This is a genomic window from Rathayibacter sp. SW19 (assembly GCF_030866825.1).
Taxonomy (GTDB): domain Bacteria; phylum Actinomycetota; class Actinomycetes; order Actinomycetales; family Microbacteriaceae; genus Rathayibacter_A; species Rathayibacter_A soli.
In genome coordinates this window covers 2492648-2514825 of record NZ_CP133020.1, presented here as the reverse complement: position 1 = coordinate 2514825, position 22178 = coordinate 2492648, and the positions used below count along the sequence as shown (strand labels likewise).

Sequence of the window (22178 nt, the reverse complement as noted above, 5' to 3'; positions counted from 1 at the left end):
CGGTGCCGCTGGCTAGAATCAAGGTATGGCGGGCCGGATTCGACAGAGTGACATCGAAGAGGTCAAAGCCCGCACTAATCTCGCTGACATCGTGGGCGACTACGTCAGCCTGAAGTCCGCTGGTGTCGGCTCGCTCAAGGGGCTGTGCCCGTTCCATGATGAACGGAGCCCAAGCTTCCACGTTCGACCGCAGGTCGGCATGTACCACTGCTTCGGCTGTGGCGAAAGCGGCGATGTCTACAGCTTCCTGCAGAAGATGGACCACGTCACGTTCGCAGAAGCGGTCGAGCGGCTCGCCGGCCGGATCAATCTGGAATTGCACTACGAAGACGGCGGCGGGCCGACCGAATCCGGCAACCGTGCGCGGATTCTTTCGGCCAATGCGGCAGCCGAAGAATTCTTCACGGGCCGGCTGGCGGCATCCGATGCTGCGGTAGCGCGAACGTTCTTGGGGGAGCGCGGTTTCGACGCCGCGGCAGCGGCACGCTTCGGCGTCGGCTTCGCACCGAAGAGCTGGGATGAGCTCACCGGAGCGCTGAAAGGCCGCGGATTCACGATCGAGGAACTCACTGCTGCCGGTCTGGTCTCTGCGGGGGAGCGAGGCGTGTACGACCGATTCAGGGGCCGCCTGGTCTGGCCGATCCGTGATGTGACCGGTCAGACGATCGGCTTCGGCGCGCGGCGACTGCTCGAAGATGACAAGGGTCCGAAGTATCTCAACACGCCCGAGACGCCCGTCTATCACAAGGCACAGGTGCTCTACGGTCTCGATCTGGCCAAACGCGAGATCTCGCGCAGCAGGCGCGTCGTCGTTGTCGAGGGCTACACAGACGTGATGGCTTGTCACCTGGCCGGCGTCACAACGGCTGTCGCAACGTGCGGCACCGCGTTCGGGGTCGACCACATCAAGGTGCTGCGGCGCGTGCTCGGAGACGACAGCGGCCTTGGCGAAGTGATCTTCACTTTCGATCCGGATGCCGCAGGTCAGAAGGCCGCGATGCGCGCGTTCAGCGAAGAACAGCGGTTCGCTGCTCAGACTTTCGTCGCCGTCGGCCCCGACGGTCTGGATCCCTGCGATCTGCGCTTGCAACAGGGCGATGCCGCCGTGCAGCACATGATCGACGCGAAGAAGCCGATGTTCGAGTTCATGATCAAGCAGGTGCTTTCCCGGTACAACCTCGACACGGTCGAGGGACGTGTCGCTGCTCTGCGCGCTGCCTCGCCCGTTGTGGCGGACATCAGGGACCCTGCCCTGCGGCCGGGCTACACCCGAGAGCTTGCCCGAATGCTGGGCATGGAGCTGCACGAGGTGACGGCAGCAGTCAATCAGCGGAGAGGGCCGACGACCGCGGCAGCATCGCAACGGCCGCGCGAAGCGGCGCCCGGCGACGAGGTGCCCGCTGCGCCCCGCGGGCCATCTTTGACCGAGCTCAGCAGCGACCCCGCCACCCGCCTGGAACGCGACGCATTGATGGCGATTCTGCAGCATCCACAGCTCGTCGGATCCGCTCTGATTCAGGATGCCGTCAGCACCGCTTTCCACAATCAGAGCCTCGTCGTCGTGCGCGATGGCATCGCCGCCAGCGCAGAGACGATCGATCGGCCCGACTGGGTGGACCATGTGGTCGCGGAGGTGCCGGCTGCTTTCGCCACGCTTGTGCAGCAACTCGCCGTCGCTCCGATCCCTGAGCGCGACGAGGCAGCCCTGGCCGGCTATGCGCGCGGTGTGGTCGGCTCCCTCGTCGACAAGGGGCTGCTTGGGCAGAAGGCCGAATTGCTCGGAAGGCTGCAGCGGGCGGACGCGAGCGACCGTGAAGGATTCCATGCCATCCAGCGCGAGCTGGTGGCTGTGGAGGCCCGGCGCCGGCTCATCCGCGAAGACTAGCGCACGTATCAGGTCGATAAAGATCGTGCCGCTGAAGCGCTGCAACCGCGTGTGCCGAACCGATCTGTGATACCACTTGAAGCTATCGCACTGCCGTCAATCTCATCGTTGAGAGTGCTCTGCAGTGATGATCTGACATGAGAAAGAGGAATACGGATATGAAATCCGCACATTCAACCGGCAAACGCATCCTCGTGGCTACCGTCGCGCTTGCGGCGTCGGCCATGGTGTTGACCGGCTGTTCCGGCAACTCGGGTGGTACCACCACGTCGAGTTCCACGCTGACGATCGGCACGACAGACAAGATCACCAGCATCGACCCGGCAGGATCCTATGACAACGGATCATTCGCGGTGATGAACCAGGTATACCCGTTCTTGCTGAACTCGCCATACGGCAGCCCCGACGTCAAGCCGGACATCGCCGCGAGCGCGAGTTTCACCTCGCCCACCGAATACACCGTGAAACTCAAGAAGGATTTGAAGTTCGCGAACGGCCACGACTTGACCTCGTCTGATGTTAAGTTCACCTTCGACCGTCAGTTGAAGATCAACGACCCGAACGGACCGGCTTCCCTGCTGGCCAACCTCGACAGCGTGACTACGCCTGACCCGCTGACCGCGGTCTTCCACCTGAAGACACCGAACGATCAGACCTTCCCGCAGGTGCTCTCGAGCCCAGCCGGCCCGATCGTCGACGAGCAGGTGTTCTCGGCAGACAAGGTCACCCCTGACAACACGATCGTCAAGGGTGAGGGCTTCGCCGGACAGTACGAGATCACCAGTTACGCGGTCAACAGCCTGATCCAGTACAAGGAGAACCCGAACTACGACGGCATCCTCGGCAAGGCGAAGACACCCACGATCAACGTGAAGTACTACGCCAACTCGTCGAACCTGAAGCTCGATGTGCAGCAGGGCAACATCGACGTCGCATTCCGCAGCCTGACTGCGACCGACATCGAGAGCCTGCGCAGCAACAAGAAGGTGAAGGTCGTCGACGGCCCTGGCGGTGAGATCCGTTACATTGTTTTCAACTTCAACACGATGCCGTACGGCGCGAAGACCGCGCAGGCAGACCCCGCTAAGGCCCTGGCGGTTCGCCAGGCCGCAGCAGACCTGCTTGACCGCAAGGCGATTGCGACGCAGGTCTACAAGGACACCTACACGCCGCTGTACTCCTACGTTCCGCAGGGTCTGACCGGCGCCAACGAAGCCCTGAAGGGCCTCTACGGCGATGGCAACGGCGGGCCGAGCCTCGACAAGGCGAAGCAAGTTCTGGCGGCAGCAGGAGTCACGACGCCGATCCAACTGCACCTGCAGTACAACAGCGACCACTACGGTCCGTCCTCCAGTGATGAATACGCCATGGTCAAGGACCAGCTGCAGAACGGCGGGCTGTTCGCCGTCGACCTGCAGTCAACCGAGTGGGTTCAGTACTCGAAGGATCGCGTCGCCGACCTGTACCCGGCTTACCAGCTGGGTTGGTTCCCCGACTACTCTGACGCGGACAACTACCTGTCACCGTTCTTCGCGAAGGACAACTTCCTGGCGAACCACTACGACAATGCCGATGTTCAGAGCCTCATAGACCAGCAGCGCGGCACAACCGATCGTGCGGAGCGCACCAAACTGATCGAGGAGATTCAGACCAAGGTGGCCGCGGACCTGTCCACGCTGCCAATCCTGCAGGGTGCCCAGGTTGCCGTCGTCGGTTCGAGCGTGACGGGAACGGACAAGACGCTCGACGCGTCGTTCAAGTTCCGCTACGGCGCACTGGCGAAGGGCTGATCGACCACTCGGTTAGAATCGGTTAACCGTCGTGGAGGGCGGCTCGCAGATCGCGGGTCGCCCTTCGCGTGCGACCGATCCACCCGATAGGCACACATCCTGATAGGCACACATCCTGATAGGCAACAATGACAACGACTGTCACAACTCCCGATAGCGCTTCGGCCACCCAGGATTCAACCGGAGTGAAGAAGCAACGATCGGGCGGTGGCCTACGCCGGTACTTGATCATCCGGTTCCTTCTGATCTTTCCAACGATCTTCATCCTCGTAACTCTGGTCTTCATCCTGATGCGTACGACGGGTGATCCGATCACCGCAGCGCTCGGCGGGCGTTTGACACCCGCACAATTGGCCGTGCGCATCCATGAAGCAGGGTACGATCGACCGCTGATTGTGCAGTATCTGCAATACCTTGGCAATATCGCCACCGGTAATTTCGGCACAACCACGAGCGACCACCTCCCGGTCACCCAAGTGCTTGTCACATACGGCACGGCGACGCTTGAGCTCGCGTTCTACGCACTCATCGTCGCGTTCATTGTCGGAATCCCTCTCGGAATGCTCGCAGCGTACATCCGAGACAGGTGGGGCGACGCCGTGCTGCGCGTGTTCGCCATCCTCTGCTACGCGACGCCGGTGTTCTTCGCCGGGTTGCTGCTCCAACTGATCTTCGCCGTCTGGCTGGACTGGTTGCCGGTCTCCGGACGGGCATCCGTGTCCGCGCAACTCGCGATGCAATTGGTTCCTCATCCAACCGGCATCTACCTGATCGACGCGTTCCAGACGGGGGATCCTGCGATCGTCGGCGATGTGCTCAGTCATGCCGTGCTCCCGGGAATCGCGCTCGGGTTGCTCACGGCCGGCGTGTTTCTCAGGCTGGTGCGCACCAACGTCATCGGCACCCTGTCCACGGATTACGTCGACGCCGCGCGCTCGCGTGGTGTCGGCGAGTACCGGTTGGTACGCAGACACGCCTATCGGCCGGCGTTGATCCCGATCATCACCGTGATTGGGCTGCAGATCGCGCTGCTGCTGAGCGGCGCGGTCCTGACCGAGGTCACGTTCGAGTGGAAAGGCCTCGGCTTCCAACTGGCCCAGTATCTGCAGGCGCGAGACTTCGTCGCCGTGCAGGGCATCGTCGCCTTGCTGGCGGTGATTGTGGCGCTCACCAACTTCATCGTCGATGTCATTGCCGCGCTCATCGACCCGAGGGTGAGGTTCTGAGATGAGTGCCACAGTCACCCCGCGGCGTAGCCTGTGGACGCGCCTGCCGATCGTGCATCAGGTGCGTGAGAGCGTCGGCGTGCAGCGCACGATGCTCATCGGCGGGCTTGTGCTGACCGCGATCTTCGTCCTGATCGCCTGCTTTGCGCCGCTGATCGCGCCGTACGGATTCGCTCAGCTGCACGACAGCAACGGCGATTTCGGCTCGCAGCAGCCACCGAGTTCCGCTCATATCTGGGGAACGACAGTCGGTGGATATGACGTCTATTCGCGCGTCCTGTGGGGCGCACAGACGGCCATTCTTGTGATCGTCGTTGCCGTGATCCTGTCGATCTTCGCCGGCGTGCTTTTGGGCCTGGTCTCCGGCTACTTCGGCGGCTGGCTCGATCGCGTGCTCGTCGTCATCTGTGACGCCATCTACGCGTTCCCTTCCCTGCTGCTGGCGATCGTGATGTCGATCGTGATCAGCGGCGGCCAATCGAGTCTGTGGGGCGGGGTGATGGCAGCAGCGATCTCGATCACGGTGGTGTACATCCCGCAGTACTTCCGCGTCGTGCGAGCCGAGGCAGTGCGGATCAAGGCGGAGGCCTACGTCGAATCGGCGAAGGTCATCGGCGCAAGCAATGCGCGGATCATGTTCCGGCACGTGTTCCGCAACTCCACGCGAACCCTCCCGTTGATCTTCACGCTCAATGCGTCGGACGCGATTCTCACGCTGGCCGGGCTCGGCTTCCTCGGCTTCGGCATCGAGCCGACCGCCGCTGCGGAATGGGGCTACGACCTGAACAAGGCGATCTCGGACGTGACCGCGGGAATTTGGTGGACGGCGCTGTATCCGGGCCTTGCGATCGTGCTCGTTGTGCTCGGGATCACGTTGGTCGGTGAAAGCCTCAACGATCTCGCCGACCCGAGGCTGCGCGGCCGCCGTGCCGCGGCGGAACTGTCGGGCGAAGTGGGCGAGGTGACTGTGGTGCCAGGAGGTGTGCTGGCTGCTGGTCCTGGCGGGTTCGACGGGCTCGAGGAGGCCGGAATCATGATGTCAGAAAGTGCGCGGCACGATGGGGAGGAGGGCCGGCTGTGACCAACGTCGTCGACATCACGAACCTCAAGGTGACATTTGCCACGGATGCGGGCGCCGTTCACGCGGTCTCCGGCGTCACACTCTCGGTTGCGCCGGGCGAAGTTCTTGCCATTGTCGGCGAGAGTGGCAGTGGAAAGACGGTGACAGCGAAGACGATCCTGGGGTTGCTGCCCGAAACGGCGACCGCATCCGGAACCGTGATTCTTCGCGGGCAGCACAGCGGCGACGGTGTGGACACGATATCGGTCAGCAAGCGTGAACTGCGGGCCGTGCGCGGCACGGATGTCTCCATGGTGTTTCAGGAGCCGTCAACGGCGCTGAACCCCGTGTACACGGTCGGATGGCAGATAGCGGAGGGCTTGCGAGCACACGGCAAGCTGAGCAAGGCTGCGGCGAAGGCACAGGCCATCGAGATCCTCGGCAAGGTCGGCATCCCAGACCCGAACACGCGCGTCAACTACTATCCGCATCAGTTCTCCGGCGGGCAGAAGCAGCGCATCGTCATCGCCATGGCGTTGGTGCTCAATCCGGGACTGATCGTCGCAGACGAGCCGACGACCGCGCTGGATGTCACGGTGCAGGCCGAGATCCTGGATCTGCTGCGTCGCTGCCGCGACGAGTTCGGTGCAGCGATCGTGCTGATCACTCACAACATGGGTGTCGTCGCCGACCTCGCCGATCGCGTCGCAGTGATGTACGAGGGCAAGGTGATCGAAGAGGCGGATGCCCGCACCCTGTTTTCGACTCCCCACGAGGACTACACGAAACGTCTTCTCGCCGCGGTTCCGTATGTCGGGCAAGGTCGCATCAAGACCCAGCAACGCGCGGCGGATCGTTCGGTCGACTGGGCTGATCAAACGCCGGTTGTCGCGGCGCGCGGTCTGCGGATCCAGTACCCCGGCCGTCTGGGGCGACCCGGCTTCGTCGCCGTCGACGGGGTCAGTTTCGACATCCGCCCGGGCGAGGTGCTCGGCCTTGTCGGGGAGAGCGGTTCAGGCAAGACGACCATCGGTCGCGCGATCGGCGGTCTGACACGCGTCACCGGTGGTTCGCTGTCCGTCTTGGGCAACGAGATGAACGGCATTTCCGAGCGCCGCTTCAAGAAGTCTCGCCGGCAGATCGGCTTCGTGTTCCAAGACCCTGCGTCGAGCTTCAACCCACTTCTGACGATCGCGGACTGCGTGGCAGAACCATTAGTCGTGCACGGGCGCGCGAAAACGCCTGCAGCGGCGCGTGGTCGCGTGGACGATCTGCTGGAGGCCGTTCAGTTGCCGCGCGCCTACGGCGACCGTTTTCCGCACGAGTTGAGTGGCGGCCAGCGGCAGCGTGCGTCGCTTGCGCGGGCACTGGCGTTGGAACCGTCGCTGCTGATCGCGGACGAACCGACATCGGCGTTGGATGTGTCCGTGCAGGCTGTGGTGCTCGAACTGTTCGCCGAACTGCAGCGCGAGTTCGGGTTCGCCTGCCTGTTCATCAGCCACGACCTGGCCGTCGTGGACATGCTGGCCGACCGTATAGCGGTGCTTCATCTGGGCCGTCTGGTGGAGGAGGGCACCGGAGAACAGGTGCTCGGAGACCCGCAAGACCCGTATACGCAACGGTTGCTTGCGTCTTTGCCGGTGCCAGACCCCGTGGAGCAGGCGAAACGACGAGAATTGCTGCATCGCTTGCGGGAAGGAGACGCGTGATCGATTCGGATGCACCGATCGTTGTCAGCGATCTGTCGGCAGAATATCCGGCACACGGTGCCAGCGCTGCGTGTGTTGCGCTGCACGGGGTGAGCATTCACGTCGAGCGCGGTGAGACCTTGGGGCTGCTCGGTGCCAGCGGCTCCGGCAAGAGCACACTGGCCCGGATCGTCGCGGGCCGGGCGGTTCGCGATGAGACGGCATCCGTTGTGCCGCGCATCACCGGTGGCGATGCCCGGGTGCGTGGGATGGCCGTGCGGTCGCTCAGCAAGCGCGATCGCGCGCAACTGACGTTTCACGTCGGCTACCTGGCTCAGGATGCAGCGGATACACTCCCTGCGTCGCTGACCGTTGGCGAGATCATCAGCCGGCCGATCTTCGATCGCGACAAACGCTACAACAGGCGTGCGGCAGGCGCCAGAGTCGCAACGATGCTCGACGCTGTGCACTTGCCTCTCGGCGTCATGACGTCGTACCCGTATCAGTTGAGCGGAGGCCAACGGCAGCGCGTCGCACTCGCGCGTTCGATCGTTCTGGGGCCTTCTGTGCTCGTTGCCGACGAACCGACTGCGGGCATCGACGTCACCGTGCGGGCGGCAGTTGTTGAATTGCTCGGTCAGTTGAAGCACGGCCGCGACTTCGCGGCTCTCGTTGTCAGTCATGACCTGGCGGTGCTGCGCCATGCGACCGCGCGGATTGCCGTGCTCGAGCAGGGCGGATTGATCGGCTACGGCGATATCGACACCGTTCTCGCACAACGAGAACACCCGTTTGTGGCCAAGCTCGCAGACGCCCTTCACGATCAGCACACGCACGAGCGCGAGGCGTGAGGAGAGTTTCCTTGCTCTACGACACACATGGGTCGCACGACTCAACCGATTCGATTTTGTCAGGGCGCAACCTTTGGTAAAGTAGCTAAGCCGAACAAGCATTCCTCGATAGCTCAATTGGCAGAGCAGCCGGCTGTTAACCGGCAGGTTCTTGGTTCGAGTCCAAGTCGGGGAGCCAAGGCCCGTAAGACTCCACTCTTACGGGCCTTCTTCGTCTGCGGGCGGGCTGCATACTCCCTCGGGAGTACGCGGTACCTCTCTGGAGCGGCTGCCCAGTTGGGCCCTGCTGGCTAGCATGAGGAGATGCCGGGCAGCAGTTTTGAACATCGCGACGTCGAGCACTGGCGCGGGTACCCTCGTTGGAACGGTGTCCGCTTCGTGCCGGTCGTCATCTCGTTGCTCACGCAGCTGATCGGGCTTGGCATCGCCATCCATGTGCGGGCACCGTTCGGCATTGCGGCTGCCGCGCTCTCGGCGGCCGCAAGTTTCGTCCTGCTCCTCGGTCGCAGAGCCCCAGGCGCCACCGTGGCGGTCGTCGGCTTGCTCTGCGCCCCGGCCATCGCCATTGTGCCCGGCCCTCCACTGGCGGCGATTCCTCTTGTATTCGCCGTCATCGGGGCGGTGATGCGGGGTGCTCACGTGTGGGTGTGGGCAACCTTGGCCGGTGTCGCACTCGTTCCAGGAATAGCTTGGTTTGCGGTCGGCGGCAACCCGTTCGCCATCGTCAGAGTGCTTTTCGTCGTCATCGCGCTGTGCCTGGTCGTCGCGCTTGCCGAAGCGGGTCGCTCACGCCGCGAGCGGTACCGGGCGATGTCGCGCGATGTCGCAACACGCAGACAGAGCGCAGAGGAGGCGGAGCGCCTGCGCATCGCTCGCGAATTGCACGACGTTCTCGCCCATTCGCTGTCGCAGATCAGCGTGCAGGCCGGTGTCGGGCTCCATCTGTTCGACACAGAACCAGAACGTGCGCGTCAGAGCCTTGAGACGATCAAGGCGACCAGCCGCGCCGCCCTTGACGACGTGCGCTCCGTGCTCGGATTGCTGCGCCAGGACGGTGAGCACGCTGCGACGAGTCCCGAGCCGGATCTGGCGCAGCTGGGCGCGCTGATCGACACAGCCGGTGCCGCGGGCCTGACGGTCACGATCGAGAATCGATTGCACGGCACGGTTCCCTCACCGGTGCAGCTCGCGCTGTATCGCATCGTGCAAGAGTCGCTGACGAACGTGATCAAACACTCGGCGGCGCGCGTGGCGACCGTCATGATCGAGCAGGACGCGGCGCACTACCGGGCGACCATCGGCGATCCGGGCCCGAGGGCCGATCGTGTGGAGCCGGCGGCTGACGCACCTCCCGGCCGGGGACTGCTCGGCATGCGCGAGCGCGCCGAACTGCTCGGCGGATCCCTGATGGCGGGAGTAACTCAGATAGGCGGCTTCGAAGTGGTTGTAGAACTGCCTGTGCGCGCCGGCGGTGTGTCGTGATCACCGTCGTGCTGGCCGATGATCAGCAGCTGGTGCGAGCCGGGTTCGGTGCCTTGCTGGCTGCAGAGCCGGACATCGAGGTCGTGGGTGAGGCGGCGACTGGTCGCGAGGCCGTCGCGCTTGCGAGCGCGACGCATCCGGATGTCGTGCTCATGGACATCCGGATGCCGGATGGTGACGGGTTGTGGGCGACCGAGAAGATCGTAGCGGACCCGCAGTTGAGCGGCGTGCACGTCGTCATCGTCACCACATTCGAACTGGACGACTACGTTGCGACAGCAATTCAAGCCGGCGCGAGCGGGTTTCTGGTCAAAGACACCGAGCCGGTCGAGCTGATCAGGTCGGTCCGGGTCGCCGCGGCTGGCGACGCACTTCTGTCGCCCAGTGTGACCAAGCGGTTGCTCGAACGCGTGGCGGATCGCATCAAACCGCAACAGCACCTCGAGTCGCTGTCGGTGCTGACTGACAGGGAACGCGAAGTGCTGGCTCTGGTGGGGCTCGGGTTGACCAACACCGAGATCGCGGGGCGACTCTATCTCAGCCCGTTGACGGCGAAGACGCACGTCTCGCGCATCCTGGGCAAGCTCGGTGCGAGAGACCGTGTGCATCTCGTTGTGATCGCATACGAGACCGGGCTGATCCAGCCGGGCTGGCAGTAGCGCGCGCTGCTCCGCAGGGTGTAGTTCAGATCACTCCTCCGGGCAGATTCCGTTGCATCCTCGACACGCGAGTCTGGGTAGGTGAGGTCGCGCAGTGCGGCCCGACGAAAGATTGGATGCATCGATCATGCTCAACACACTCGCGACAGCTGCCTCAACGGCAACAGCACACTGGGTCGGATGGGGTGCCGGGCCGGTCGGGTTCGGCTGGTTCTTCCTGCTGATTCCACTGTTCTGGATCGGAGTCGTGATTCTGATTGTGACGCTGGTCGCGCGCAGGCGGCGCGCCTTCTGGCACGGCGGAGGCTACGGTCCAGGATTCGGTCCCGGCTACGGCCGTGGGTCTTCGAATGCTGCGTCGTCTGCCGAGCGCACGCTCGCAGAACGATTCGCACAGGGAGACATCGACGAGGTCGAATATCGAGCCAGGCTCGAGGTGCTGCGCGCCAACCGACAGGCCGACAACTGATCGGGCGCGGACGGATCGCGGGTGACCGCTAGCCCTCGGGGTGATCGACGCCGGGCAGCCAACTGGCGCCCGGCGTTCCCCATCCCTGCTTGCGGATCGCCTTGGCAGCAGCCTTTCCATGCGGATGCTCGAGGCGGTCCACGTAGAGAATGCCGTCGAGATGATCGAATTCATGTTGGAAGATCCGGGCCAGCCAGCCATCCGCGCGCACCTCGAACGGGTCGCCGTCTTCGTCCGAAGCCCGCAGGATCACCGACTGCGAGCGGCGAAGTGGGAATCTTTCGCCTGGGACAGAGAGGCAGCCTTCTGACTCGTCGTCCTCATCGGGCTCTCCGACCAGAAGCGGGCTCTGCCACAATTCGGGGTTGACCGCAACGCCGCGGTGAAGCGTGTCATCGTCGTCGCGCCACCCGAAAACAAACACTCGTAGGGCCACGCCGACCTGGGGAGCTGCAAGACCGACGCCGGGCGCGGCATCCATCGTCTCGAACATGTCACGGATCAGATCGCGCAGGTCGTCATCGAACGCCGTGACGGCGATTGCTGGCGAATGCAGCACGGGGTCTCCGGTGATCCGGATCGGGAGGAGCGCCATTGCTCCAGAATATCGGCACAGGAACGGCTAGGGTTCTCACGTGGACCTCGTGACGGCAGACCTGAGTGCGAGTCTTGCTCTGGACCCGACTCAATTCATCGGAATTCCGTTCGCGCTGGTCGGCGCAGTGTTTCTCTCACTCGGTGCACAGTTCCAGCATCGTGGAGTGACAAAGGTTGAGTCGAACACTCCGGAGGACCGCGGCGGCGGGCTCAACTTCAGGCAGCTTGGCCTATTGTTGGCCCGACCATCCTGGGTCGTCGGCACGGTTCTACTCGGCCTAGCGATCGTGTTCCAACTGATCAGCCTCGGCTTCTCACCGCTGATCGTCGTGCAACCGCTCGGCGCAGTCGCCTTGGTGATCACGGCGATTCTCAACTCTCGGCTGAGCAAGATCAAGCTCAACAGGGCGTCGATCGTTGCGATCTGTCTGTGCGTCGGCGGAGTGGGCTTGTTCGTCACGGTCGCTGCCTTCACCGCACGGGAGACCCCCGTGACCGATCGCGACCTGATCGTCATTCTGATCATCCTCGGCGTCGTGCTCGTGTTGTTCGGTGCGGCATTCGCGTTCCTGCGCAACCGCTTCAAAGCCGTGATCTACGTCATCGGTGCCGGGGTGCTCTATGGTTTCGTCGCGACCCTCGCCAAGGTCGTGATTGCGCGGATCGTGCAGGGCCAATTCGAATGGTTGACGTTCACCTGCCTGGTCGCGCTCTTGGCGGCGGTCGGGCTCGGCGCATATTTCGTACAGAATGCCTATTCGTCTGGGCCGCCCGACCTGGTGATTGCCGGGTTGACCGTGATCGACCCCCTTGTTGCCGTGGCCATCGGAATCATCGTTCTGCAGGAGGCGGCCGAGGCGCCACTCTGGGCGGGTATCGCTTTTCTGGCGACCGGGGTGCTCGCGATTGTCGGGGTGTATCTGCTCGCACGGTATCATCCGCAGATTCATGATTGACAGGCTCGCGTCGTGACGATCCGACCCTTCACGGTTGGCATGCGTAGGCTAAAGTGCTTACGGAAGCTCGCCGCATTCAGGTGCGAGCGGCACGCACGCCGGATGACGATACCCGGCCACACACGTTAGGGAATCCACCACTTGTCCGATCCGCACGACTCGCCTTCTGCTGCGTTATCTGACACAGGTCCAGCAGTACGGAAGCCGCTGAAGGTATTGATCGGCGCCGACACTTTTCCGCCGGATGTGAACGGTGCCGCACGGTTCGCCGAACGGCTTGCGGCCGGTCTCGTCGAGCGCGGGCACGAGGTGCACATCGTTGCGCCGTCCGCATCGCGCAAGCACGGAACCTGGGTCGAAGAGCACGCCGGCCAGAAGATGATTGCCCATCGCCTCTACAGTTGGCGCTGGTACCCGCATGACTGGCTACGCTTTGCGATTCCCTGGAGGATCAAGCAAAACAGTGCGCGGATTCTCGATGAGGTCAAGCCGGACGTCGTTCATTTCCAATCGCACATTGTCGTCGGCCGGGGGCTGTCTCAGGAGGCGGAGAAGCGCGGCATCCGGATCATTGGAACCAACCATTTCATGCCCGAGAACATGCTGGAGTTCACGGGGATCCCGAAGCCGATGCAGGAGTGGGCCATCGGGCTCGCCTGGCGGGCGGCACGTCGCACGTTCGGTCGTGCTGAAGCCGTCACGACCCCGACGGAGAAAGCGGCGCAGTTCCTGGAGAAACACACCGGGCTACGTGGTGTGCTTGCGATCTCCTGCGGCATCGACGCGCACAATTACACCCCGAGTTTCGAGCCGCGCATCGAGAACCGCATACTGTTCGTCGGGCGGGTGACCGGGGAGAAGCAGATCGACGTGCTGCTGAAGGCGATGACGCTGCTGCCGGCCGAGCTGGACGCCACGTTGGAGATCGTCGGTGGCGGCGACCAGAAGAAGAATCTGGAGAACCTGACAGAGACTCTCGGTTTGACCGATCGTGTCACGTTCACCGGATATGTGACCGATGAACAGCTCAGGCAGGCGTACACGCGGGCCACGGTGCTCGCGATGCCCTCGATTGCGGAACTGCAGTCGATCGTCACGATGGAGGCAATGGCATCCGCTCTGCCAGTGGTCGCAGCCGATGCCATGGCATTGCCGCACCTGGTGCGCGACGGTGTGAACGGGTATTTGTTCCAGCCGGGCAATGCCCAAGAGCTCGCTGACCGATTGACGCAGGTTTTGACGGCATCACCCGATGAGTTGAATGCTCTCAAGAACGGGTCGCTTGAACTGATCAAGGCGCATGATATCCAGCGGACCCTGACGACGTTTGAAAGGCTCTACCGCGGAGAGCCCGCGTCGGACGATGCGTCGGGCTCGACCCGGAATGCTGCGACTCTGACGAGGTCCGAGGACTGACGCGGGCGGAGGACTGACGCAGGCGGAGTGTTATCCGTTCAGAAGCGTCGCACCGCGCTCGACCAGGAGCGCAATGCCGATCACGATCATGGCGATGCTTGAGACAGCGGCGACGGTGCGCGAGATCGCTGGTCGCGCCTGCAGAAGAGTGTGTGTTCCCCAACCAAGTATGAGGTAGAACACAATGCCTGTGCCGACGAAAACCAGCCCGAGGAGCATCAGCTGCGCGGCAATCGGCCACGGTGCATGCGGCGAGGTGAACTGAGGCAGAATTGCCACGAATACGAGCACGCCCTTGGGATTGAGGCCACTGACGCCGATTCCTCTGGCCATACGGTTCCACCACGGTGATGCCAGTGTGGTTGCTGCGACGGTGGCTGCCGGTGTGGTTACATCCGCGGCAGCCGGGACTGCAGTTCTCCGCCTTCGGCCGGCCGCGAGCGCGCTGACCCCCAGGTAGATCAGGTATCCGGCGCCGGCAAAGGTCAGAATTGTCAGCAGAAGGGGATTCTGCGCGACAAGGATGCCCACGCCGGCCGCCACGACGATCGTCAGCAGTAGGTAGCCGACGGCAAGCCCGGCGACGGCCGGAAGGACTGTGCGGTCCCGAGTTCCTGAGGTGAGAACGAACGCCCAGTCGGGTCCTGGCAACACGATCATGGCAAAGGCCATGCCCCAGAAGGCCAGGATGAGTGCGGGTGACATCGTCGCCTTTCTTGGGGTCGGTTGGGAATTCTTCCCCTGCAGCTGACACTATGGGTTTTCGCGCGCGAGGTGTTTGCTAATATTCCCGCGTTTGCGATCATCTGTGGAAAGATGATCACCGTGGATGCCATTGACCGCGAGATTCTTGCGCAACTCCAGGTAGACGGAAGAATTTCACTCACCGAGCTAGCCCGTCGGGTCGGCTTGAGTGTGTCGCCATGTCATCGTCGACTTCGCGATCTGGAGGAATCCGGTGCGATTCGCGGCTATCGAGCGATTGTGTCACCAGAGGCGCTCGGACTGGGTTTTGAGGCGCTCGTCTTCGTCACGATGAGGCAGGAAGATCGCGATACGCTGCTGGCGTTCGAGGCCGCAGTTGCCGAGATTCCCAACGTGTTGCTCGCGCAGCGGCTGTTCGGCGATCCGGACTATATTTTGCGAATCGTCACCGCCGATCTGGCCGCGTATCAGCGTTTGGAGGATGAGATGCTCTCGACGCTGCCCGGTGTGCAACGCCTGAATTCGACGCTGGTAATGAAGCGCGTTGTCGATGAACGGCCGCTGCCGGCGTAGTTCTTCGCCCGGTGGCCGGGCCGGTTCCAGAACGGCGCTCTTGACCCTGTATCGTGGTGAAACGGCGCTCGATCGTTAGTTAGCGATCGGATGCCCACGGCACAGCGCCAGGGAATGCATTCTCCTGGTCATGTGGTCGCGATCGGGGCGGTAGCTCAGCTGGTTAGAGCATCGGACTCATAATCCGCCGGTCACGGGTTCAAGTCCCGTCCGCCCCACTCGGCTCCAATTCTGGGCGCAAGCCGTGGCGCGCAGCTCATGCTTGGAAGCGTTCGGGCAATACCACGTTGGCGAGCTTGACTGTGAATAGCGGCCCGACGTGCGACGGTGCGTAGCCGGCAATACCGCATCCGATCTCCGTAACGAGGAACCGCAATTCCGGATGCTGCTCGGCAAATTCTAGAAACGTGCGCACCTCTGCGGCGAGCACATCGAGTCCGCTCATCGTGTCGATCGCGTAGGACTGTCCCTGTAGGCCGTGCCCTTGACCCCAGACCGCGCCGAAATGATCGGCCGCGAAACGCGCCGCGCCACCACCGTGAAAGCCGTTCGCATTCGAGCCGAAGACGAAGATCTCGTTCGGTTCGAGTCGTTCGATCATCATGGATGCCAGCCTACGTGTGGCGTCGCGGCTGCGGCGTGACTTGTACTCCTGTTGCTTGTGAAACAGTGTTGGGCGGTGTTCGAGAACGCCAGATGATGTCACCCTCGTGACGTATCGCGCGTTCGATTGCTGAGACGCGATTCGGTCATGCGCCTGCCGCCGGCAGGCGGTTTGAGCGGAATCGCACGGCTCGTTCGTTCCTTGAACGTGGCCGAAGAACCACACTCTGTTCCGATTGTAACGGCTTGGTAACGGTCTTTGAATGGCCCGGATTCGGCGTGTTTTCGCCTGTTTTCGGGGTCGGAGTGTCGGTGGCTGCTGGTTGACTTCAGGTATGGAAGATCTGCTGGAGGCAACGCAACGGCTGGATGCGCGGCTGCTGAATGCCGCGCCGTCCAGTGCCGATCTGCCGCAGTCCACCGTGCTTGACTCCACCGCACCCGAGTCCGACGTGACGTGTTCCAGCGTGCTGGATTCTGCTGAGTTCGGTTCGGTCCTGCTCAGCGCCGAGCTGGTTGACGATCCGGTCCTGATGCTGCCGCCGGCGGAAGTTGATGCGGGGGTGCGCAATGATGGGCAGGTTGCCCGTGCCCTGTTCGCGGGACGTCAGATCGCTCGGGCCACGGCCGGCCAGTTGGCGGCGATTCTCGCCACGATCCGCGAGGCGCGCGTGTTCCCGGAAGTGTTCGTCGGCCCTGCGCCCGAGCGGCAGAGCGCTCGCGGTGAACGGGATCGGGTGGAGTTCGCCGAACGCGCCGCGATCGCCGAACTGGCCGTGTCTCTGGGCGTGTCGCAGAACACGGTCCGTAACCGTCTGGCCGACGCGGAAACGCTGACCACACGGTTGCCGGCGGTGTGGGCCGACTTCCTCGAGGGGGAGATCTGCTACCCGAACGTGCGCGCCATCCTGGACAACACCACCGGCCTACCCAACCACACACCCAACGACGTGTCTGACGGCGCGGTCGGCGAGGCGGCCGAGGCGGCGGCGGTGTGGGCGGAATACGATGCGAAACTCGCCGGTCCGGCCCGCACCGTCAACCCGGGCCGGATGCGCCTGCTGGCGCGCAGCCTCGCCGAGAAACTCGCCGCCGAACCGTTGGCGGTGCGCCACGCCCGGGCCCGGGAGGACCGCCGGGTGTGGGTGGAGACCGCGGCGGACGGGATGGCGTGGTTCGGGGCGTTGCAACCGGCCGATGCCGCTTATCGCGCCTACGCGAGAATCAACGCGAACGCGAAACATTTGGCCGGCCTGCCCGGGGAGACCCGCACCATCGGCCAGATCCGCGCCGACGTGATGGCCGACCTGCTCACCGGCGAGGGCACACCCCACGAAGTCACAGCCACCGTCATGATCACCGTGCCCGTCCTGACCCTCCTGAACCCGGACACACCCACTGGCGGCCAAACGGGTCGGGCTGGCCAAACGCAGCCGACGGATCAATCGCAGCAGGCTGACCGAACCCAGCAGACCAGCCAGGCACAGCAGCCCACCCCGACAGATCAACCCGACCACACAGACCCGCCCGACCAGTCGGATCGAGCAGAACGCTCGGATCACGTTGCTCGGTATGAGCAGCCGGCCCAGTTGAACGGGTACGGGCCGATCGACTCCGACACCGCCAGACGCCTGGCAGGGAAGGCGCCCTCGTTCTACCGCATCCTCACCCACCCGGTCAGCAGTGCGATCCTGGATGTGGACCGCACCAGCTATACGGTTCCCGCCGACCTGAAACGGTGGATCCTGGCCACCCACACGTATTGTGTCTTCCCCGGTTGCAACCGGTTAGCCGTCGACTGTGACATTGACCACAGCCTCGACTGGGTGTTGAACGGCATCACCAGCCTGGACAACCTCGCACCCGTGTGTCGCGGCGACCACCGACTCAAACACAAAACCCGGTGGAAAATCATCCGCCACAAAGACGGCACCATCCAATGGGAAAGCCCCCTCGGCCACACCCACAACACCGACCCACCACCCTTCTAAACAGCACCGAAGCGCGCCTCGGCGGCACCGATCAGCGAGCGCGACCGTTTGCCTCAACGTAGTGAGCCCGAGTTAGCCAGCGTTTCCACCGTACTGACGGCGGGCGGGTATCCACGTGGGTCTTACGAAGCCTTCTTGGGCTTCGGCTTCATCGCAGTGACCTTGACTACGGCACCGTCGCGATCGTAGGTCGTCCATTCTCCGGTCTGCTGCCCGGCCGTGAATGTGCCGGAGCGCATCAGGCTGCCATCCTTGCGGAACCATTCCCAGTAGCCTTCGGCAATGTCGCCGACCTTCTGACCGCGCGCCCACAAGGTGCCGTCGCGGTGGTAGTGCAGGTATTCCTGACTTTCCTCCGCGGAGCCAGCAGAACTTGCCTTGGCAGGTGACATGCCTCCATTGTGCGGATACCGAAGGCGAAAGGGAAGCGGCGCTGTCACCAGTGCACACCAGAATGGAGGCGTGTACATTGCTCTCGCACGCACCTCGGCCGGCGACATCGTCGCGGCCGAACTGGACGACGACGGCAACGTCACGCACGAACACATCCTGCACACCGCGGAACTCCCCGCATTCGTCGCCGCGCGCGAAGACACAAAGCCGCGATGGGTTTGGGACAGCACTGCACGCTGGTACCCAGAGTTGCTCACCGCGGGCTTACGCATCGACCGATGCGTGGATCTCACGCTGTGTCACGCGATCCTGCGCTCGTCGACCTTGACTGTGTCCTCCGAGTTGACCCGCACCGACGACGGACAATGGGATGCGATGGAGCCAGCGGTCGATTCCGGCGCCGAACGCAGTGCAGACGCGACACTGTTCGACCTTGACGCGAACTTTGACACGGACCCAGACACGGACCAAGACACGGACCCAGACACGGATCTTGATGTCCGCCGCGAGGATCGCGTTGCTGAGAATTTCGAACATGACCGCCAGGCACGCGAGCCACAACCACAACACACCTCGCCGAAACAGCCCACCCACAACCCAGTCTCCCAGCTGAAGCTGCAGCTCGCTGCAGTCGAGGGTGCGAGCGTGCCCGGGCGCATCCGCCTGCTGCTTGCAGCAGAGTCCGCCGGTGCCCTCATCGCCGCCGAAATGCGGTTCGCCGGGCTGCCATGGCAGACCAGTGTGCACGACGAGCTGCTCACCCAGTTGTTGGGTCCACGGGTGCCGTACGGCGCGCGCCCGGCCAAGATGGAGGCGCTCACCGCGACGATCCGCACCGCCCTTGGCGCGCCGAACCTCAATCCGGACTCGCAAGCTGAACTGCTACGCGCCCTACGTGCGGCCGGCCTGGTGGTTTCGTCAACACGCGCATGGGAGTTGCGCGAGCTCACGCATCCGGTCATCGCCCCGTTGCTGGAATACAAGAAACTCGCCCGCCTGCTGACCGCGAACGGATGGACCTGGATGGACTCCTGGATCGTCGACGGACGCTTTCACCCGGACTATGTGCCCGGAGCGGTTGTCACCGGCCGCTGGGCGACGCGCGGCGGCGGCGCATTGCAATTACCCAAACAGATTCGCGGGGCCGTCGTCGCGGACCCGGGCTGGAAACTCGTGGTTGCGGATGCCGCACAACTTGAGCCGCGCATCCTCGCCGCACTTTCGGCCGACACTGCAATGGCCGGGGCGGGACGTGGACACGACCTGTACGACGGCATCGTGGCCAGCGGCGCAGTCGACACCCGCGCGCACGCCAAAGTCGCGATGCTGGGCGCTATGTACGGAGCCACCACAGGCGACAGCGCTCGCCTCGGACCGCGACTGGCGCGGGCCTACCCGCGCGCCATTGCGCTTGTCGAGGATGCCGCCCGCACCGGGGAGCGGGGAGGCATCGTCACGACGTGGCTCGGCCGGAGCTCGCCAAAACCGGGCCCGCGCTGGCTCGAGATCCAGGCACGCGCCTACGACCCGGATGCGTCGCCCACCGACGAGCGCAACGCACGCAGTCGCGCGCGCGACTGGGGTCGGTTCACCCGGAATTTCGTCGTGCAGGGTAGCGCGGCGGAGTGGGCGTTGTGCTGGATGGCCGAACTTCGACGACGCCTGTGCGCGCTCCCGGCAGCGGCAAGTGCAACAGGGGGAGCGCCGGAGCCGTTTGCGCGGCGTCCACACCTGGTGTTCTTTCTCCATGACGAGGTCATCGTGCACGCGCCCGAGGCGTTGGCCGAAGCTGTAGCCGCTGAAGTTCGGGCAGCGGCTGCCGAGGCTGGTCGGCTGCTGTTCGGTTCATTCCCTGTTGAATTCGCACTCACAGTCGCCATCGTGGACAACTACGCGCAGGCCAAGTGATCGTGACGGCGGTTAGCGGGCGCCAACAGGTGCTCGTACGTGCCGTGGCATCAACATCCAGGCAAGCACGCCGCCAGCGAAATAGATCGCGCCTTGGAGCTCCAGGAGCGGAAGAATGCCCCACGGCGCGTCGAGAAGACCGGCCGCGAGCATCCCGATCGCCTGTCCAAGCGCGCTGACCAGTCCAAGCATCGTGAAGACGCTTCCACGTTCTGAATCGGCACTGGCGGACTGCAGACTTGTGACGATCCCAGTCATCATGATCACACCGGGGGCGCCGACGATGATGAACAGCACGACATAGGGTGGGATGCCGGAGGTCAGCAACGGCAGGTTCCAGGTCAGCAGGGAGATGACACCGAACAGGATGCTGCCTGCCGCAGCCAGAACGCGGGCGCTCGACTTCTTGCCGAAGATTCCGAGCGCGAGCCCCGCCGCGATCGCACCGATCGCTTGGACACCGCGTAGTAGGCCGACATCGCCATCGCTGCCGGACAGTGTGTCCACCACGAACAGGACGAACAAGACCAGGAACATGCCCTGCGCAATACTCGTGAGAAACATCACGGCAAACGTGCCGCGGAGGTCGGCTTTGCGCAAAACGGCCATCAGGCCAGTTCCGCGTTGACGAGCGCCGGGTGCATCCGAGCCTATCGGCAGCTTTTGGCGCGGCATCGACGGCACGGCCGCGATCAGGAGCGCCGACAGCAGGTAGCTCACCGCATCGACGGCGACGACGAGCTCAAGGTCGCCGACCGCGAGGAGCACTCCGCCGAGAGGCCCGCCGATGAGACGGCCGAGATTCTGATTGAGCCCGACCAAGGCGTTGGCCGAGACAAGTTGTTCTGGCCCGACGAGATTTGGCAGGAGAGCGTTCTTTGCCGGCTCGAAAGCTGTGCCGAGTGCTGCCTGCGCCACGATCACGATATAGACCAACGGGAGATCGGCCTTGGTGTGTACGAACAGCAACGGTACGAGCGCGATTGCCTGAAGCACGTTGATCGCCACCATGAGCCACCGCCGGTCCAGTCGATTGACCAAGCGTGCGGCGATCGGAGCCAGCACGACGGCCGGGATCAACTCGAGCAGGAACGCAAGCGACGTGCCGAGCGCCGAACCGGTGAGCCGATAGACAACGAGGGGGAGAGCGATGAACAGAAGCCAGTCACCGGCATCCGAGATCAGACCGGCCGCCCAGAGCCGGCGAAATCCCGGAACAGAGAACGCGCTGGACATGGCTTACTCGAACGTGGGGCGCGGGAACGCGAGCACGGAAAGGTGAGCGGGTTCAGCATCCGATGGGGCATCGTCGCGGGTCGCCGCGATGTATGGCCGAACAACGGCGTCGATTGCCTCGACGATGCGGTGCAACTCATCCGGCGTCACGCGCAACCCATAGTTGAGGTGCGCATCGGTGTCGCGCCACGGCTGCGCTAGCGATTCTCGGTTGCGCAGATGCTCACGCGCCAATTGATAGTCGAGCTGCAGCGACGCGCCGATCATCGCTGCTGTTGCGGCGGCATCAGCTGGATCTGTGGACGCGAGATCCGTCGTGAATCCTGTGATCGTGGTCTTCCAGGGCCGTTCGCGGCCATCGTCGGATGCGACCTGTTCGACCAGGCCGTGCTTGGCGAGCACCCGCAGGTGGTAGCTGCAATTGGACGGCGTGTCGCCGACCGCGCGAGCACAGACGGATGCCGTCGCCGGTCCTTCGGACATCAGGTAGCCGAGCACGTCCAGACGCACAGGATGCGACAGCGCGTCGAGCACCGCCGGATCAGCGAGTAGCGGGCGATTCTCGTGCATGCGGAGCACTCCGATTTCGTCTGGTGGGTCGGTTGCGCTTCCGCAAGGTCTGAAAGCACCTTTCAGAGTGTAGGACGAATCGAGAAAGTCTGCAACTGTCTTTCAGAGTTTGCGGACGCC

General features: G+C 63.6%; 20 protein-coding genes and 2 tRNA genes. 16 read left to right on the top strand and 6 right to left on the bottom strand.

The window, feature by feature from the left end; all coding sequences use genetic code 11:
• Positions 1 to 25 precede the first annotated feature (25 nt).
• The 10 genes from dnaG to QU604_RS11590 all read left to right on the top strand — a co-directional run bounded on the left by dnaG (position 26) and on the right by QU604_RS11590 (position 11110).
• Complete coding sequence (gene dnaG, locus QU604_RS11635) at positions 26 to 1885, top strand: DNA primase (protein WP_308464796.1); 1860 nt, start codon at positions 26 to 28, stop codon at positions 1883 to 1885.
• A 158-nt stretch (positions 1886 to 2043) separates the two neighbouring features.
• Positions 2044 to 3675: an ABC transporter substrate-binding protein gene (locus tag QU604_RS11630; protein ID WP_308464795.1), complete on the top strand. Its 1632-nt coding sequence runs from the start codon at positions 2044 to 2046 to the stop codon at positions 3673 to 3675.
• Between the two features lie 128 nt (positions 3676 to 3803).
• Complete coding sequence (locus tag QU604_RS11625; RefSeq protein ID WP_308464794.1) at positions 3804 to 4901, top strand: ABC transporter permease; 1098 nt, start codon at positions 3804 to 3806, stop codon at positions 4899 to 4901.
• A gap of 1 nt (position 4902) precedes the next feature.
• Complete coding sequence (locus QU604_RS11620; protein ID WP_308464793.1) at positions 4903 to 5982, top strand: ABC transporter permease; 1080 nt, start codon at positions 4903 to 4905, stop codon at positions 5980 to 5982.
• The gene (locus QU604_RS11615) at positions 5979 to 7670 is read left to right on the top strand and encodes a dipeptide ABC transporter ATP-binding protein (RefSeq protein ID WP_308464792.1); all 1692 of its coding nucleotides are present in this window, start codon (positions 5979 to 5981) and stop codon (positions 7668 to 7670) included. The genes QU604_RS11620 and QU604_RS11615 overlap by 4 nt, the downstream gene beginning before the upstream one ends.
• Positions 7667 to 8500: an ATP-binding cassette domain-containing protein gene (locus QU604_RS11610; protein WP_308464791.1), complete on the top strand. Its 834-nt coding sequence runs from the start codon at positions 7667 to 7669 to the stop codon at positions 8498 to 8500. Before QU604_RS11615 ends, QU604_RS11610 begins: the two co-directional genes overlap by 4 nt.
• A gap of 102 nt (positions 8501 to 8602) precedes the next feature.
• A tRNA-Asn gene (locus QU604_RS11605) sits at positions 8603 to 8678 on the top strand.
• Between the two features lie 125 nt (positions 8679 to 8803).
• Positions 8804 to 9982 (top strand): sensor histidine kinase, encoded by a 1179-nt coding sequence (locus QU604_RS11600; protein ID WP_308464790.1) that lies wholly within the window; start codon positions 8804 to 8806, stop codon positions 9980 to 9982.
• A complete protein-coding gene (locus tag QU604_RS11595; protein WP_308464789.1) occupies positions 9979 to 10641 on the top strand; it encodes a response regulator in 663 nt (220 codons plus the stop codon). Before QU604_RS11600 ends, QU604_RS11595 begins: the two co-directional genes overlap by 4 nt.
• A gap of 127 nt (positions 10642 to 10768) precedes the next feature.
• Positions 10769 to 11110 carry an SHOCT domain-containing protein gene (locus tag QU604_RS11590; RefSeq protein ID WP_308464788.1) on the top strand — a complete coding sequence of 114 codons (342 nt, stop codon included), beginning with the start codon at positions 10769 to 10771 and terminating at the stop codon, positions 11108 to 11110.
• Between the two features lie 28 nt (positions 11111 to 11138).
• On the opposite strand, the gene def is transcribed toward QU604_RS11590, so the two are convergent.
• Positions 11139 to 11705 carry a peptide deformylase gene (gene def / locus QU604_RS11585; protein ID WP_308464787.1) on the bottom strand — a complete coding sequence of 189 codons (567 nt, stop codon included), beginning with the start codon at positions 11703 to 11705 and terminating at the stop codon, positions 11139 to 11141.
• Between the two features lie 40 nt (positions 11706 to 11745).
• On the opposite strand from def, the gene QU604_RS11580 reads away from it, so the two are divergent.
• Positions 11746 to 12663 carry a DMT family transporter gene (locus QU604_RS11580; RefSeq protein WP_308464786.1) on the top strand — a complete coding sequence of 306 codons (918 nt, stop codon included), beginning with the start codon at positions 11746 to 11748 and terminating at the stop codon, positions 12661 to 12663.
• Between the two features lie 219 nt (positions 12664 to 12882).
• On the top strand, positions 12883 to 14079 hold the full coding sequence (locus QU604_RS11575) for a glycosyltransferase (protein WP_308468909.1): 1197 nt from the start codon (positions 12883 to 12885) through the stop codon (positions 14077 to 14079).
• Positions 14080 to 14109: 30 nt separating this feature from the next.
• Here QU604_RS11575 and QU604_RS11570 read toward each other — a convergent pair whose 3' ends face one another.
• A complete protein-coding gene (locus QU604_RS11570; protein WP_308464785.1) occupies positions 14110 to 14784 on the bottom strand; it encodes a LysE family translocator in 675 nt (224 codons plus the stop codon).
• 120 nt (positions 14785 to 14904) lie between these two features.
• Between QU604_RS11570 and QU604_RS11565 the strand changes: the two genes are divergently transcribed.
• Together QU604_RS11565 and QU604_RS11560 are read left to right on the top strand one after the other, a co-directional pair.
• The gene (locus QU604_RS11565) at positions 14905 to 15357 is read left to right on the top strand and encodes an Lrp/AsnC family transcriptional regulator (protein ID WP_308468908.1); all 453 of its coding nucleotides are present in this window, start codon (positions 14905 to 14907) and stop codon (positions 15355 to 15357) included.
• Between the two features lie 144 nt (positions 15358 to 15501).
• Positions 15502 to 15575, top strand: a tRNA-Ile gene (locus QU604_RS11560).
• A 38-nt stretch (positions 15576 to 15613) separates the two neighbouring features.
• Here QU604_RS11560 and QU604_RS11555 read toward each other — a convergent pair.
• The gene (locus QU604_RS11555; RefSeq protein WP_308464784.1) at positions 15614 to 15961 is read right to left on the bottom strand and encodes an A1S_2505 family phage non-structural protein; all 348 of its coding nucleotides are present in this window, start codon (positions 15959 to 15961) and stop codon (positions 15614 to 15616) included.
• Between the two features lie 334 nt (positions 15962 to 16295).
• Between QU604_RS11555 and QU604_RS11550 the strand changes: the two genes are divergently transcribed.
• Positions 16296 to 17951: an HNH endonuclease signature motif containing protein gene (locus QU604_RS11550; RefSeq protein WP_308464783.1), complete on the top strand. Its 1656-nt coding sequence runs from the start codon at positions 16296 to 16298 to the stop codon at positions 17949 to 17951.
• 122 nt (positions 17952 to 18073) lie between these two features.
• Here the strand turns inward: QU604_RS11550 and QU604_RS11545 are convergent, their stop codons facing one another.
• Positions 18074 to 18343, bottom strand: coding sequence for a toxin-antitoxin system YwqK family antitoxin (locus QU604_RS11545; protein ID WP_308464782.1), 270 nt, complete (start codon positions 18341 to 18343; stop codon positions 18074 to 18076).
• 70 nt (positions 18344 to 18413) lie between these two features.
• On the opposite strand from QU604_RS11545, the gene QU604_RS11540 reads away from it, so the two are divergent.
• The gene (locus QU604_RS11540; protein WP_308464781.1) at positions 18414 to 20252 is read left to right on the top strand and encodes a bifunctional 3'-5' exonuclease/DNA polymerase; all 1839 of its coding nucleotides are present in this window, start codon (positions 18414 to 18416) and stop codon (positions 20250 to 20252) included.
• 12 nt (positions 20253 to 20264) lie between these two features.
• On the opposite strand, the gene QU604_RS11535 is transcribed toward QU604_RS11540, so the two are convergent.
• Complete coding sequence (locus QU604_RS11535; RefSeq protein WP_308464780.1) at positions 20265 to 21488, bottom strand: MFS transporter; 1224 nt, start codon at positions 21486 to 21488, stop codon at positions 20265 to 20267.
• A 3-nt stretch (positions 21489 to 21491) separates the two neighbouring features.
• The gene (locus tag QU604_RS11530; RefSeq protein ID WP_308464779.1) at positions 21492 to 22058 is read right to left on the bottom strand and encodes a winged helix-turn-helix domain-containing protein; all 567 of its coding nucleotides are present in this window, start codon (positions 22056 to 22058) and stop codon (positions 21492 to 21494) included.
• Positions 22059 to 22178 lie beyond the last annotated feature (120 nt).

Excerpts from the sequence above, each read along its gene's own strand:
- dnaG (WP_308464796.1), top strand. The coding sequence starts at position 26 with ATGGCGGGCCGGATTCGACAGAGTGACATCGAAGAGGTCAAAGCCCGC.
- QU604_RS11630 (WP_308464795.1), top strand. The coding sequence starts at position 2,044 with ATGAAATCCGCACATTCAACCGGCAAACGCATCCTCGTGGCTACCGTC.
- QU604_RS11625 (WP_308464794.1), top strand. The coding sequence starts at position 3,804 with ATGACAACGACTGTCACAACTCCCGATAGCGCTTCGGCCACCCAGGAT.
- QU604_RS11620 (WP_308464793.1), top strand. The coding sequence starts at position 4,903 with ATGAGTGCCACAGTCACCCCGCGGCGTAGCCTGTGGACGCGCCTGCCG.
- QU604_RS11600 (WP_308464790.1), top strand. The coding sequence starts at position 8,804 with ATGCCGGGCAGCAGTTTTGAACATCGCGACGTCGAGCACTGGCGCGGG.
- QU604_RS11590 (WP_308464788.1), top strand. The coding sequence starts at position 10,769 with ATGCTCAACACACTCGCGACAGCTGCCTCAACGGCAACAGCACACTGG.
- def (WP_308464787.1), bottom strand. The coding sequence starts at position 11,705 with ATGGCGCTCCTCCCGATCCGGATCACCGGAGACCCCGTGCTGCATTCG.
- QU604_RS11570 (WP_308464785.1), bottom strand. The coding sequence starts at position 14,784 with ATGTCACCCGCACTCATCCTGGCCTTCTGGGGCATGGCCTTTGCCATG.
- QU604_RS11555 (WP_308464784.1), bottom strand. The coding sequence starts at position 15,961 with ATGATGATCGAACGACTCGAACCGAACGAGATCTTCGTCTTCGGCTCG.
- QU604_RS11550 (WP_308464783.1), top strand. The coding sequence starts at position 16,296 with ATGGAAGATCTGCTGGAGGCAACGCAACGGCTGGATGCGCGGCTGCTG.
- QU604_RS11545 (WP_308464782.1), bottom strand. The coding sequence starts at position 18,343 with ATGTCACCTGCCAAGGCAAGTTCTGCTGGCTCCGCGGAGGAAAGTCAG.
- QU604_RS11535 (WP_308464780.1), bottom strand. The coding sequence starts at position 21,488 with ATGTCCAGCGCGTTCTCTGTTCCGGGATTTCGCCGGCTCTGGGCGGCC.
- QU604_RS11530 (WP_308464779.1), bottom strand. The coding sequence starts at position 22,058 with ATGCACGAGAATCGCCCGCTACTCGCTGATCCGGCGGTGCTCGACGCG.